General features: G+C 34.2%; 13 protein-coding genes and 1 pseudogene. 9 read left to right on the forward strand and 5 right to left on the reverse strand.

The window, feature by feature from the left end:
• Positions 1-253: 253 nt before the first annotated feature.
• On the forward strand, positions 254-973 hold the full coding sequence (locus GYM76_RS10085; RefSeq protein ID WP_220225383.1) for a DUF4184 family protein: 720 nt from the start codon (positions 254-256) through the stop codon (positions 971-973).
• 36 nt (positions 974-1,009) lie between these two features.
• On the opposite strand, the gene gmhB is transcribed toward GYM76_RS10085, so the two are convergent.
• Positions 1,010-1,546: a D-glycero-beta-D-manno-heptose 1,7-bisphosphate 7-phosphatase gene (gene gmhB / locus GYM76_RS10090; protein WP_220225384.1), complete on the reverse strand. Its 537-nt coding sequence runs from the start codon at positions 1,544-1,546 to the stop codon at positions 1,010-1,012.
• Positions 1,547-1,662: 116 nt separating this feature from the next.
• Here gmhB and metN point away from each other — a divergent pair, with 116 nt between their 5' ends.
• From metN to tsaA, 4 genes are all read left to right on the forward strand, one after another.
• Positions 1,663-2,694 (forward strand): methionine ABC transporter ATP-binding protein MetN, encoded by a 1,032-nt coding sequence (gene metN / locus GYM76_RS10095; protein WP_065562817.1) that lies wholly within the window; start codon positions 1,663-1,665, stop codon positions 2,692-2,694.
• Between the two features lie 112 nt (positions 2,695-2,806).
• Positions 2,807-3,466, forward strand: coding sequence for a methionine ABC transporter permease (locus GYM76_RS10100; RefSeq protein ID WP_065562822.1), 660 nt, complete (start codon positions 2,807-2,809; stop codon positions 3,464-3,466).
• A gap of 14 nt (positions 3,467-3,480) precedes the next feature.
• The gene (locus GYM76_RS10105; RefSeq protein WP_220225385.1) at positions 3,481-4,380 is read left to right on the forward strand and encodes a MetQ/NlpA family lipoprotein; all 900 of its coding nucleotides are present in this window, start codon (positions 3,481-3,483) and stop codon (positions 4,378-4,380) included.
• 79 nt (positions 4,381-4,459) lie between these two features.
• Positions 4,460-5,167 (forward strand): tRNA (N6-threonylcarbamoyladenosine(37)-N6)-methyltransferase TrmO, encoded by a 708-nt coding sequence (tsaA, locus tag GYM76_RS10110; RefSeq protein ID WP_065562815.1) that lies wholly within the window; start codon positions 4,460-4,462, stop codon positions 5,165-5,167.
• Between the two features lie 211 nt (positions 5,168-5,378).
• Here the strand turns inward: tsaA and hslO are convergent, their stop codons facing one another.
• The 3 genes from hslO to GYM76_RS10125 are packed head-to-tail and all read right to left on the reverse strand — an operon-like array spanning position 5,379 to position 8,294.
• On the reverse strand, positions 5,379-6,242 hold the full coding sequence (hslO, locus tag GYM76_RS10115) for an Hsp33 family molecular chaperone HslO (RefSeq protein ID WP_218058424.1): 864 nt from the start codon (positions 6,240-6,242) through the stop codon (positions 5,379-5,381).
• Position 6,243: 1 nt separating this feature from the next.
• Positions 6,244-6,636 (reverse strand): ribosome-associated heat shock protein Hsp15, encoded by a 393-nt coding sequence (gene hslR, locus GYM76_RS10120; protein WP_220225386.1) that lies wholly within the window; start codon positions 6,634-6,636, stop codon positions 6,244-6,246.
• A 59-nt stretch (positions 6,637-6,695) separates the two neighbouring features.
• Complete coding sequence (locus GYM76_RS10125; protein WP_220225387.1) at positions 6,696-8,294, reverse strand: hypothetical protein; 1,599 nt, start codon at positions 8,292-8,294, stop codon at positions 6,696-6,698.
• Positions 8,295-8,522: 228 nt separating this feature from the next.
• Between GYM76_RS10125 and greA the strand changes: the two genes are divergently transcribed.
• Entirely contained in the window at positions 8,523-8,999 is a 477-nt protein-coding gene (gene greA, locus GYM76_RS10130; RefSeq protein ID WP_065562811.1) for a transcription elongation factor GreA, read from the forward strand.
• A 44-nt stretch (positions 9,000-9,043) separates the two neighbouring features.
• On the opposite strand, the gene yhbY is transcribed toward greA, so the two are convergent.
• Entirely contained in the window at positions 9,044-9,337 is a 294-nt protein-coding gene (yhbY, locus tag GYM76_RS10135; RefSeq protein WP_065562810.1) for a ribosome assembly RNA-binding protein YhbY, read from the reverse strand.
• Positions 9,338-9,435: 98 nt separating this feature from the next.
• Between yhbY and rlmE the strand changes: the two genes are divergently transcribed.
• From rlmE to folP, 3 genes and pseudogenes are all read left to right on the forward strand, one after another.
• A complete protein-coding gene (gene rlmE, locus GYM76_RS10140) occupies positions 9,436-10,062 on the forward strand; it encodes a 23S rRNA (uridine(2552)-2'-O)-methyltransferase RlmE (RefSeq protein ID WP_220225388.1) in 627 nt (208 codons plus the stop codon).
• Positions 10,063-10,137: 75 nt separating this feature from the next.
• Positions 10,138-11,991 (forward strand): annotated as a pseudogene (ftsH, locus tag GYM76_RS10145) (ATP-dependent zinc metalloprotease FtsH); the annotation flags it as partial.
• A gap of 192 nt (positions 11,992-12,183) precedes the next feature.
• Complete coding sequence (gene folP / locus GYM76_RS10150) at positions 12,184-13,020, forward strand: dihydropteroate synthase (RefSeq protein ID WP_065562807.1); 837 nt, start codon at positions 12,184-12,186, stop codon at positions 13,018-13,020.
• The last annotated feature ends 45 nt before the right edge of the window (positions 13,021-13,065 follow it).

Here is a 13,065-nt window from a genome sequence, read left to right on the forward strand (position 1 = left end):
AATTTTTGATCTTGTTCACCAACTTCATTATCGCCTGCTTTCGCTGACGCCGTGTCAGTGGATGCGCATTATAGAGCCTTAGAAAAATCATGCAAGCGATTATTGCAAATTTATTTCCGTTTGTGTTTTTTTTACACATAGCGCTATGAAAATAAACTAATTCTATACAAATTTTACAAACTTTCTTTAATTTACTATTGATTATATAATTGCTTTTTTTCTATTTCAGTCTAACTTTTTAAGTGGATTTTTTATGCCTTTCACTTTTGCACATCCAGCAATTGTTTTACCTTTTTACAAAAAGCCTAAATTTTTTTCCATGACAACCTTAATTATAGGTAGTATGTCACCTGACTTTGAATATTTTCTTAGAATGAAAATAAAAAGTGATATGAGCCATACTTTATTAGGTATCTTTTATTTTGATCTACCAATAACATTAATGGTTGCTTTTATCTTTCACTTTATTATTCGTAATGAATTGATCAAGAATTTGCCCCATTTTCTTTATAAACGGTTTGCTCATTATCTAAATTTTAATTGGCGTGAATATAGCTACCATCACTGGTTTATTGTCATAACTTCTGCATTAATTGGCGCACTATCCCATTTAGGTTGGGATAGTTTTACCCACTTAACGGGCTTTTTTGTACAACACCTACCTTTTTTACAACAGACAATTTCATTAAAAAATACTAATATTCCTATCTACCAATTACTCCAACATGGAAGTACTTTGATAGGATTTAGTTTAATATGTCTCTTTATTTTCAGATTACCGATCTTGGTTGATAAGACAAATAAAATTAGCTTTCTATATTGGGGGACAGTGTTTTTGATTTTTTTAAGTTGTTTTTCTCTCTTTTTCGCCAATACTATTCATACCTTTGGTCAAAGTGTGGTGAACTTTATTAATGCACTATTTTTGGGGTTAATATTATCACCTCTTATCGTGAAAATTATACGGCATTAATTTTAAATGCCGTATAACAATAGTATTTTTAGAAAATTATGACTCTGCTTTTATTTTATTGGGTAAATCCACCAAGCTGTCAATTACCCAATCAGCTTGCACTAATGCTTCTTCAGTAATGGCATCACCGGTTTTCACCAAAACCGTTTTTTTAACTCCGGCCTTTTTCCCCGACAATAAATCAGACACTCGGTCACCGACCATATAAGAGTTGGCAATATCAATTTTTAACTCTTTCGCTGCTGTTTGTATCATACCGGGATTTGGTTTTCGACATTCACAGTCATCAACCAGAGGATCATGTGGGCAATAATAAACACCATCAATATCAACACCTCGGTCTTGTAGTGACCAATCCATCCATTCTGTTAAGGTATTGAATTGCTCGTCAGTAAATATGTTTCTCGCAATACCAGATTGGTTAGTTGTAATAACAAGTAAAAAACCCATTTCTTTGAGTTCTCGCATTGCATCAATTACACCATCAATAAAGTGGAATTTATCAATAGTGTGTACATAATTGTAATCTATATTAATTGTACCATCTCGATCTAAAAATATAGCAGGCTTCATGTTTAATCATCTTCCTTTTATAGAGGTGTCTATCTAGCTTTATATAGGATATTATCGATTGACATAGATGTCTAGACGTCTTAATATTTATCCATTCCTTTTTATTAGTATATATCATGATAAAACTTGAACACATCTCAAAAAATTTTGAGCACAATAAAACCACTATCCATGCTTTAAAGGACATTTCATTAAATGTTCCTCAAGGTAAAATTTATGGTGTTATTGGCAAGTCAGGCGCAGGTAAAAGCACATTAATACGTTGTGTCAATCTATTAGAAAAACCAACCAGTGGAAAAATATTTTTTGACAACCAAGATATCACCCATTTATCTAATCGAAAATTAATTGAAGTACGCCGAAAGATTAGCATGATTTTTCAGCATTTTAATTTGTTATCATCTAGAACTGTATTCGATAACATTGCTTTTCCACTTGAACTAAATAAAACACCTAAAAAGGTAATCAAGCAAAAAGTAAATGAGCTTATTGAACTTGTAGGTTTAAGTGAAAAGGCTGATGTCTATCCAGCTAATTTATCGGGTGGACAAAAACAACGCGTCGCTATTGCTAGAGCGTTAGCAAGTGATCCTAAAGTATTATTATGTGATGAAGCAACCAGTGCCCTTGACCCTGAAACAACACGTTCTATTTTAGCATTATTAAAAGATATCAACCAAAAACTAGGTTTAACCATTTTATTAATCACTCATGAAATGGATGTTGTTAAACAGATTTGCGACCAAGTAGCAGTTATTAGTAACGGAGAATTAGTTGAACAATCTTCAGTCGGTGAAATGTTTTCGCATGCTAAAACAGATATTGCAAGGCAATTCATTCAATCAACATTACACCTTACTATTCCAGATGATTATTTAGCTAGACTAACACCAGTACATAAAGAAGGACTTAATCCACTTGTTCGTTTGGAATTTTCTGGTGTATCGGTAGATTTACCTTTACTGTCTCAAATAGCTAAAGAATTCGAAGTTGATAGTAATATTATCAGCGCTCAGATGGATTATGCGGGTGGCGTTAAATTTGGTTTGATGTTAACTGAAATGAAAGGAAAACAGAAAAGTACTGCATCAGCAATTGCGTTTCTAGAAAAAAATAATACTAAAGTTGAGGTTTTAGGCTATGTTTGATTTTATTCCTTCATTTAAACCATTTGAATCGATTTTTCGCTATTTAGCTCAACATGGTTTCTGGGAAGATTTTGTTACATTTTGTTCTTCATTTAATGGTTTTAGTGAAGCAATGCTATTCAAAATGGCACAAGCAACCGATGATACTATTTATATGGTGTTGTTATCAGGTTTTTATGGAACGTTAATTGGATTACCATTAGGTATATTGTTGTATGTCACCCGAAAAGGTAACATACTTGAAAATGACATTGTAAATTTTACATTCTCTTTTCTCACAAATATATTTCGAGCAATTCCTTTTATTATATTAATTTTATGGATAAAACCTTTCACAGTAGAAGTAATGGACATTATAACCGGCCAAGCCACCTTTTTAGGTAGACAAGGTGTTATTGTTCCGCTTAGTGTAGGTGTTGCGCCTTTAATTGCAAAAATGATTGAAAATGCTTTACTGGATATTCCTAAAGGTTTAATTGAAGCTGCTCGTTCAATGGGAGCCACACCATTACAGATTATATATAAAGTTCTTATTCCCGAATCTCTACCTATTATTATTAATAGCATGACAATAACACTGATAACATTGACAGGCTATATTGCACTCAGTGGAGCTGTTGGAGCTGGAGGCTTAGGGCAATTGGCTATTCAATATGGCTATAATAGTTACAAACCCGCTATAATGAATACAGTTGTTATTTTATTAGTTATATTAGTATTCCTAATCCAAGCTATTGGCAATAGGATTGTAAGGTATGTTACTCATCATTAATTTTGGAGAAAATTATGTCAATTAAACAGCTAGCACTAGCCACTACTTTGGTAAGTGCATTTTTTTTAACAGGTTGTGATAATAAACAATCATCTGTAACTGATAACAAACCAGCAGAACCAGCAAAAGTAAGTACTATCAAAGTTGGTGTAATTTCAGGTCCTGAACAAGAAGTAGCAGAAGTAGCCAAACAACAAGCTAAAAGCCTTTATAATCTTGATGTTGAACTTGTGATTTTTAATGATTACGTTACTCCAAATCAAGCATTAAATGATGGATTAATTGATATTAACGCTTTTCAACATAAACCATATTTAGATGAACAAATCAAAGAAAGAGGTTATAAATTAACTGTTGTTGGTAACTCATTTGTTTACCCTATTGCAAGTTACTCACACAAATTAAAACCGATTGAGAATAACAGTGAAATTGGGGAAGGTGTAAAAGTAACCTCACCTCGAGGCGAAACGTTCTTTATTCCAGCTAAATCAACAATTGCCATTCCTAATGACCCTACAAATTTAGGTCGTGCATTACTTTTATTACAACATGAAGGTTTAATTACTGTTGATAAGACAAAAGGTTTATTGCCAACTGTACTTGATATCACAAGTAACCCATATGAATATAAAATTATCGAACTAGAAGCTCCGATGCTACCTCGTTCGCTAGATGATTCGCAAGTCGATCTTGCTATTATTAACAATGCATTTGCTGGACAAGCAAATTTAACACCAAGCAAAGATGGTATTTTTGTTGAAGATAAAGAGTCTCCATATGTTAACATTATCGTATCGCGTGAAGCGGATAAAGATAATGAAAATGTAAAAAACTTTGTTAACGCTTACCAAACTGATGCAGTAGCGCAAAAAGCTGACCAAATTTTTAATGGTGGCGCAATTCGTGGTTGGTAAATTAGCAAGCTATAATTTATTATATTCCGTCGGCATTCGTCGACGGAAATCATTAAAATAATTAAATAAAGAATCAACAATGACATATCAATTTGAACCAATTGGTATCATCCAGTCACCTTATGTTGAAAAATTTGCAGTGCCTCGTCAACCCAATCTGGTCAAAGCTGCTCAAGGTGAACTACATTTACTTACACCATATAACAATCCTATCAGTGTCAAAGGATTAGAACAGTTTTCTCATCTATGGCTTTTATTTCATTTCCACCATATTGAGCCAACCAAGAGGAGATTAACGGTACGTCCACCTCGTTTAGGTGGAAACAAAAGTTTAGGCGTATTTGCAACAAGATCTCCATATAGACCTAATAATATTGGTCTTTCAGTTGTTGAATTAATAGATATTATTGTTGAAAAAAATCAGGTGATTTTAAAGTTAGGGGGATTAGATCTCGTAGATGGCACACCTATAATTGATATAAAACCCTACTTACCTTACTGTGATAGCCATCCTGATGCAAAAGCGGGTTACGCTCAAATGCTTCCAGAACAGAAACTTGAAGTTTCATTCTCAGCTAACGCTAAATTATTTATTGAATCCCAACAAGATTATCCACAACTAACCGAATTAATTGAACAAGTAATATCTCAAGATCCAAGACCAGCTTATAAACAAAAAAACAACCATGAGCAAACTTATGCAATCTCACTATATCATTTTAATATTAAATGGAAGGTGATAGGCTGCTTAGCCGTTATTGAAAATATACATATTATTGAACGGTAATGTTAATTTATTTAAACGATAAATTTACAAAACAATGAGATATGTAATTAAATATTTTTTTTGTAAAAATTCTTTACAAAAGAATTACATAATACCGATAATATAGGTTGGTAAGAGAGCTTAATTCTGCTAAATTAAATGAGGGTTTAATTCCCTATATTTCACTTTGCCACTAAAGTTTTAATAATTTTAGTGGCACCTTTTATTTGCATCAATGATAATTGTTATTTTTCTTATTTCTCAATTCAGCAATATCTATCGCATCAAACAGATAATGTTTTCCACAATAATCACAATGAATGTCAATTTTGCCATCGTCTTCATTAAGAATCTCATCAATTTCCTTGGCTGGTAATGTCATTAAACTATCTTCACAACGTTGTCGTGAACAACCACATTTAAATACAATTTGTTGAGTTTCAAATAAGCGAACTTCTTCTTGATTATAAAGACGATATAAAATTTCATCAGTAGGAAGTTGAAACAACTCTTGGCTAGTGATGGTTTCAGTTAATGTGCTTAGAAGCTCAAATGACTCTTGAGTATTTTCATTTGCAGGTAACACTTGCAATAAAATCCCTGCAGCCATCGGTGTGTTATTATGCACTCCAGTTTTAACGAATAAACGAGTTGGCAGTTGTTCAGACTGCATAAAATAATTTTCAATACAGCCAATTAGCGTTTCTTTTTCTAATCCAACGATGCCTTGATAACGTTCGCCTTTTTTAGGCGTTATGGTAATTACAATGTAACCGTTGCCAACCATCTCCTTAAGAGAAGCATTATCGGCAATTTCACCATTTACTCGCGCAACACCACGTAATTCTTGTAGGTTATTGCCATTTACCACTGCTAATGTTAATGGCCCATCCCCCTGTAATTGCACAGCAATATCACCATCGAATTTCAATGTAGCGGTTAATAAACTGGTGGCTACTAATAATTCACCTAATAAATTCTGTACTGGAATAGGATAATTATGGTTTTCTAAAATAGATTGGTATGTTTTTTCAAGTCGAGTGATTTCCCCTCGAACAGGATGATTATCAAATAAAAACCGATTTAAAGTATCCATATTAATTGCCTTGTTGTCTTTCATATTTAAATTTAATTAATGTGCGCCGCTCTTTTTTATCAGGTCGTCGGTCCGGATGCGGCATGGCTAATGCATTAAGTTTTCTTGCCTGAGCAATATTTTCACGTTTTTCAATGCTCTCTGGGGTTTCTTGGTAAAGATATTCCACTTCTCTTGCGGCTCTACGCTGGTCATTAATTGCTAAAACTCGAATTGTCTTTTGCTCATTACCTTGCCTAAGCACTATCATCGCCCCAACTTCAACTATTTTGCTTGGCTTTGCTCGTTGGCCATTATAATGAACTTTTCCACCTTCAATCATTTCACGAGCAATGGAACGCGTTTTATAAAACCGCGCGGCCCATAACCATTTATCTAATCTGACGAGATGCATTGTTTCCTCGTTTAAGACTTAATACATTTATAACTAATATAAGTATCGTTTTATTAAAATCAATGTTGTGGATGAATTGAATAATCATTGCCACCTGTCGAAAAAATTCCAGATAAACTAAATGGAGCTATCTTACCACGCAAATCAGCTCGATAATTTAACGACTCTGGAGGATTCTGTATTAACTTCCATCGATTAAGCAGCTCACTTGTGGTACCTTTGCTAATGAGGTGGAATGATTCAAATTCAGAATGCAAAGGATTAATTATTGCAGTTGAGTCAATTATTCCGCCATTAACTAATGCATTAAAACTTAATAATGTGCGATGCTGAGGATCAATATCTACCGACACACTAGGATATTTAATACTTACTTTATTAACTGAAGCATTATTAGCTTTAAGAAATAGTGAGCCCGAATATAACCCAAATTTGTTGTCTTCAACTAAGCTCACATTTTTCCCCGAAACATCAAAGTTTGCAATGTTAAAAGGATAATCAGATTTAATACTGGTTAACATACTTTGCAATATGATTAACTGATCAACGTCAACACGATTAAATATATCTGGTAATAACGGTTGTTTTGCTTCATCAGATAATTCATAACTGATGCCTGTCAACAATAACTTATTCAAATGTAATGAATTATTTTTCCAACTACCATCTAAATGAACATCACCGTTATGCCATCGAGCAACTGCTTTTTTGATATCTATTTCATTATCTTTAAAAGACAATTGAAGCAATAAAGAAGAATATATTTGATCAAACCAAACCACATTATCTGCATTAAAAATAAAGGAAGTTTCATTCAGATTCCACTGATTATCATAACTAATATTGGTTATTTCAAAATTTCCCTTAGCAATAATTAAATTAGGTAATTGAATATTACTGTCTAAAATTAAAAGTTCTTCTAACATAAACTTTGGAAATTTAGGCAAATACTTATTTAATTCAATATAATCATCTGGTTGAAAACGGATATTATTTAATCTTAATTGTGCTATATCTAAACTACCATCGGCTAATACTTTTAATTTACTAACAAAAAAACCATTATCCATATTACCGCCTAAATTGGTGATTGCTGTAACCCCATCACGATAATATCCTTGTAACAATATTTTGTTTATCGGTATCTGATTAAATGATGCTTTTTGTGAAGTGAAATCAAATTGATATGGCTCTTTACTACTTAAATCAAAAGGTTTAATACGGCCATCAACGCCTTTTAAAGAAAGAGAATCTTGCTCATCATTAAACGAAAAATTTATTGTAGAATTATAAAACTTTAATACATTAGCCGAAAAATTAGTAATATCAACACCATTAAATTCACCATCAATCACATTAATATAATTAAAATGATGAAGTTGCCATAAATTTTTCTTATCAAAACCAATAGTTAACTTTCCAATTTTAGTCACTTCTTGCTTATCATTTATTACCAATAAATTATCAATACTTAACTCATAAAAATTAGCTAATGAATGATTTATCTTACCAATTGAAATAGTGTATGTTCCAAGCCTTGATAATTGTTGACTCAGTATTTTTGCTCCATAATTGGTTTGCAAGGCAAAATAACTAATTACAATTAACAACCAGATAATCGAAAAGAGCAAAATTAAACAAGATCGTAACCGTCTCATAAATAAGCAGTATAGTAATAAAAATGGATTAAAATTTATATAACAATACCTGATTTTGGGTAAAATAGCACTTGATTTTAATATAAATGATTTGTTGTTAAACTAGTTTTAACGTTAATATATAGCCAATTATGACTTTAGAATAACATATTCACGGAATTAATCTTCATCCTTTGATTAAGGTGAAAAATTCTTTTTTATTGACCATATAAACAGGAAAAAATCGAGATGAAACAGATCCCAATGACAGTAAGGGGAGCCGAATTATTACGAGCAGAACTTGAAGAACTTAAAAATATAAAAAGACCTCAAATTACTGCTGCTATTGCAGAAGCCAGAGCGCACGGAGATTTAAAAGAAAACGCGGAATATCATGCAGCAAGAGAACAACAAGGTTTTTGTGAAGGTCGTATTCAAGAAATCGAAGGCAAATTATCTCAAGCACAAATTATTGATATTACCAAGGTAAAAAATACTGGACGCATAATTTTTGGTGCCACAGTGACTGTAATTAATATCGATACCGATGAAGAAACAACTTATCGAATTGTTGGCGATGATGAAGCAGATTATAAACAAAATTTAATTTCGGTTAACTCACCTATCGCTCGAGGTCTTATTGGTAAAGAAGATGGTGATACCGTCCAAATCAAAACACCAGGCGGTAATGTAGAATTTGACATTGTTAAAGTTGAGTATATCTAATAAAACTCAACTGCAATAAAAAAACAGGGCTATTGCCCTGTTTTTTATTTGGGTAAAGTAATTTTCTTATCTTCGCTAGGTCTAAATACCGTAAAAATAGATCCGACTTGTTGAACGGGTAATGCATTTGTTTCGCGGATAATAGCTTCACAAATTAATTTTTTCGTTTCACGATCTTCGGCAGCGATTTTAATTTTAATTAACTCATGGAAATTTAGTGCATTTTCGATTTCGGCAAGAACGCCTTCGGTAAATCCATTAGCACCAATCATCACTATCGGTTTTAAATGATGAGCTTCACTTTTTAAGTACTGTTTTTGTTTATTCGATAAATTCATTAATTTTTTATCACATTAAGTTGCAATTTTGCTATTCTACCCTTATATATATTTGTAATCAATTGAAGTAACCTCTATACACTAAGGATTTATTCGCTGTGAGTAACAAAAAACGCTCAGCAAGTTCTACTCGTTGGCTAAATGAACATTTTAAAGATCGCTTTGTACAACAAGCACAAAAAAAAGGCCTACGTTCTAGAGCATGGTTTAAATTAGAAGAAATACAAAAAAGTGACAAACTATTCAAACCGGGAATTACTGTCGTGGATTTAGGGGCAGCACCGGGCGGATGGTCGCAATATGTTGCATCACTCATCGGTAATAAGGGACGAATTATTGCTTGTGATTTATTACCGATGGATCCAATAGTTGGCGTTGATTTTTTGCAAGGTGACTTTAGGGATGAAGCCGTATTAAATACCTTACTTGAGCGCGTTGGTGAAGAGAAAGTACAAGTTGTTATGTCAGATATGGCTCCGAATATGAGTGGACAGCCTGCAGTTGATATACCAAGAGCTATGTATTTAGTTGAACTTGCATTAGATATGTGTAAAGACGTTCTTGCACCTAATGGGAGTTTTATTGTAAAAGTATTCCAGGGCGAAGGCTTTGAAGAATATCTAAAAACAGTTAGATCGCTGTTTAAAACAGTTAAAATTCGAAAGCCTGAAGCTTCGCGCTCACGGTCTCGAGAAGTATATATTGTAGCAATGGGGATGAAGTAGCCAGCCGTACAATTTTGTAGTACCATACTTGGTTAATTTTAGTCGTAACTGTTAATTTTATGAGAGGTTTTTCTTTTGAACGACATGGTAAAGAATTTACTGATCTGGGGCGTTATCGCGGTAGTATTGTTTGCTGTATTCAACCAATTCAGCGCGTTATCCAATAGCGGTCCTCAAGTCGATTATACCAAATTTAATTCGGATGTAACGAGCGGCAAACTCAAAGAAGTACATATTAATGGTCGCGAAATTGTTGCTACAACTAAAAGTAGTAGTAATTATGTTACTTATATCCCTTATCTTGATGAAAAACTAGTCGATAACTTGGTGCTTAATGATATTGCTGTTTACGGCAGTCCAGATGAAAAACCAAGCTTATTGGTTAGTATCTTGATTTCTTGGTTTCCAATTATCTTATTACTTGGTTTTTGGTTCTTTGTTATGCGCCAAATGCAAGGCGGGGGTAAAGGTGGCCCAATGTCGGTAGGCAAAAGTAAAGCCAAAATGTTAACGCCTGACCAAGTTAAGACTAAATTTACAGATGTAGCAGGCAGTGAAGAAGCTAAACAAGAAGTAACAGAAGTCGTCGATTTTTTACGTGATCCTGGCAAATACCAAAAATTAGGCGGTCGTATTCCTAAAGGGATTTTAATGGTAGGACCTCCGGGTACGGGTAAAACATTATTAGCCAGAGCCATTGCGGGTGAAGCAAACGTGCCTTTCTTTAGTATTTCAGGTTCAGATTTTGTTGAAATGTTTGTCGGTGTTGGCGCATCACGTGTACGTGACCTCTTTGAACAAGCCCGTAAACATTCACCATGTATTATCTTTATTGATGAAATTGATGCTGTTGGTCGAAAACGTGGTGCCGGCTCAATGGGCGGACATGATGAACGCGAACAGACTCTAAACCAAATGTTAGTTGAAATGGATGGCTTTGAAGCTAACAGTGGTATTATCATTATTGCAGCAACAAACCGTGCGGACATTCTCGATCCTGCATTACTTCGTCCGGGTCGTTTTGACCGTCAAGTTCAAATTGATTTACCTGACTTAAAAAGCCGTGAACAAATTCTGGCAGTACATGTACGTAAAGTGCCTTTAGGTTCTGATGTTAATCTAGCAGTATTAGCTCGCGGAACACCAAATTATTCCGGTGCTCAATTAGCTAATTTAGTTAACGAAGCTGCGCTATTTGCCGCGCGTCGTAATAAACGTTTAGTCACGATGGATGAGTTTGAAGAAGCCAAAGATAAAATCGATATGGGTACTCAACGTCGTTCGTTATCCATGACAAAAGAGCAATTAACCAATACGGCTTATCATGAAGCGGGACATGCAATCGTAGGTTATTTAATGCCAGATCATGATCCGCTTCATAAAGTAACTATTATTCCTCGAGGAGGGGCATTAGGTGTAGCCTTCTTCTTACCAGAAGGTGATCAAATCAGTCAAAGTCGTACTCAGTTAGAGTCTAAAATATCTACAGCTTATGCGGGAAGAATTGCCGAAGGCCTAATTTATGGTGAAGATAAAATTACCTCAGGTGCATCTAGTGATATACGATACGCTTCTAACATAGCCAGAGCAATGGTTACACAGTGGGGTTTCTCAGATCGTTTACCACCTGCATTGTTTGAATATGAAGAATCTTCTTATGGAATCATGAAAAAAATATCTGATGGTACAGCAAAAATTATTGATGAAGAAGTTGATGCAATCCTTCAACGAAACTATCAACGAGCTAAAACAACACTAACTGAAAATATTGATATTCTTCATGCAATGAAAGATGCTTTACTGAAATATGAAACAATTGATAAACAACAGATTGATGAACTGATGAATCGCCAGCCAGTCACACCACCAGAAGGTTGGACAGCCAGTGATGAAATAGCAGCTCAAGAAGTTCCGAATGAAGGTACACCACCTGAATCTGATGATTAATCTGTTTTAATTTTTATAACGCGCTACGGCGCGTTTTTTATCGGATAATTTAAATAAATCTAAAATAAAAGTGATTTTCAAAACAGGTAATAAACTTGAATGATTTTGCTATCGTTTAGCTTATAACAAAGCTTAGCGATAACAAAAAGCAGATGACTCAAATAAGGCATAATCATGGAAATTCGTTTCAACAATCAAATTATGGATCTCTCTTTTCCACAGGTAATGGGTATCGTAAACATGACGCCAGATTCTTTTTCTGATGGCGGTAATTATAACAATCTTGATGATGCCATGCGTCGAGTTGATAATATGATACAAGCAGGCGCAACATTTATTGATATAGGGGGCGAATCAACTCGCCCTGGTGCAGCCTTCGTCTCAGTTGAAGAAGAATTAGATAGAGTTGTGCCTTTAGTTGAAAAAGTGGCTCGCTATTTTGATGTTTGGATTTCGGTTGATACCTCTAAGCCTCAAGTTATGACTGAATCAGCAAAAGCAGGAGCACATTTAATTAATGATATCCGAGCATTAACAGAATCTGGAGCAGTCGAAGCCGCAGCTCAAACAGGATTACCGGTTTGCATTATGCATATGCAAGGCGATCCCCAAACTATGCAAAATGCTCCGCATTATCAACAAGACATCTATCAAGAAGTTGATCAATTTTTTGCTCATCATATCAATCGTTGCATAAACGCAGGAATTGAACGAGAAAAAATTATTCTTGATCCGGGTTTTGGGTTTGGTAAAACATTGGCACACAATTATCGATTACTAGCAACACTTGAAAAATTTCATCACTTTCATTTACCGCTATTAGTTGGCATGTCTCGCAAATCCATGATTGGACAAGTATTAAATGTTTCGCCTAAAGAACGTATGTTAGGTAGCGTTTCTTGTGCAGTAATTGCAGCCATGAAAGGTGCGCAGATTATTCGAGTTCATGACGTAAAAGAAACCTTTGATGCACTGCGAATTGTGCAAGCCACTTTAGCTGAACAGGAATAAACGGGGTTTAACTTTAACAAAATAAGCCATTATTTTATTAAAAAG

The sequence above is a fragment of the Gilliamella sp. ESL0443 genome, assembly GCF_019469165.1.
Classification (GTDB): Bacteria; Pseudomonadota; Gammaproteobacteria; order Enterobacterales; family Orbaceae; genus Gilliamella; species Gilliamella apicola_E.

What these genes read in the sequence shown, in the direction of transcription:
- hslO (WP_218058424.1), bottom strand. Translation starts at nt 6,242, where the DNA reads ATGGATACTTTAAATCGGTTTTTATTTGATAATCATCCTGTTCGAGGG.
- metN (WP_065562817.1), top strand. Translation starts at nt 1,663, where the DNA reads ATGATAAAACTTGAACACATCTCAAAAAATTTTGAGCACAATAAAACC.
- greA (WP_065562811.1), top strand. Translation starts at nt 8,523, where the DNA reads ATGAAACAGATCCCAATGACAGTAAGGGGAGCCGAATTATTACGAGCA.
- yhbY (WP_065562810.1), bottom strand. Translation starts at nt 9,337, where the DNA reads ATGAATTTATCGAATAAACAAAAACAGTACTTAAAAAGTGAAGCTCAT.
- GYM76_RS10100 (WP_065562822.1), top strand. Translation starts at nt 2,807, where the DNA reads ATGCTATTCAAAATGGCACAAGCAACCGATGATACTATTTATATGGTG.
- GYM76_RS10125 (WP_220225387.1), bottom strand. Translation starts at nt 8,294, where the DNA reads ATGAGACGGTTACGATCTTGTTTAATTTTGCTCTTTTCGATTATCTGG.
- hslR (WP_220225386.1), bottom strand. Translation starts at nt 6,636, where the DNA reads ATGCATCTCGTCAGATTAGATAAATGGTTATGGGCCGCGCGGTTTTAT.
- tsaA (WP_065562815.1), top strand. Translation starts at nt 4,460, where the DNA reads ATGACATATCAATTTGAACCAATTGGTATCATCCAGTCACCTTATGTT.
- GYM76_RS10085 (WP_220225383.1), top strand. Translation starts at nt 254, where the DNA reads ATGCCTTTCACTTTTGCACATCCAGCAATTGTTTTACCTTTTTACAAA.
- gmhB (WP_220225384.1), bottom strand. Translation starts at nt 1,546, where the DNA reads ATGAAGCCTGCTATATTTTTAGATCGAGATGGTACAATTAATATAGAT.
- GYM76_RS10105 (WP_220225385.1), top strand. Translation starts at nt 3,481, where the DNA reads ATGTCAATTAAACAGCTAGCACTAGCCACTACTTTGGTAAGTGCATTT.
- folP (WP_065562807.1), top strand. Translation starts at nt 12,184, where the DNA reads ATGGAAATTCGTTTCAACAATCAAATTATGGATCTCTCTTTTCCACAG.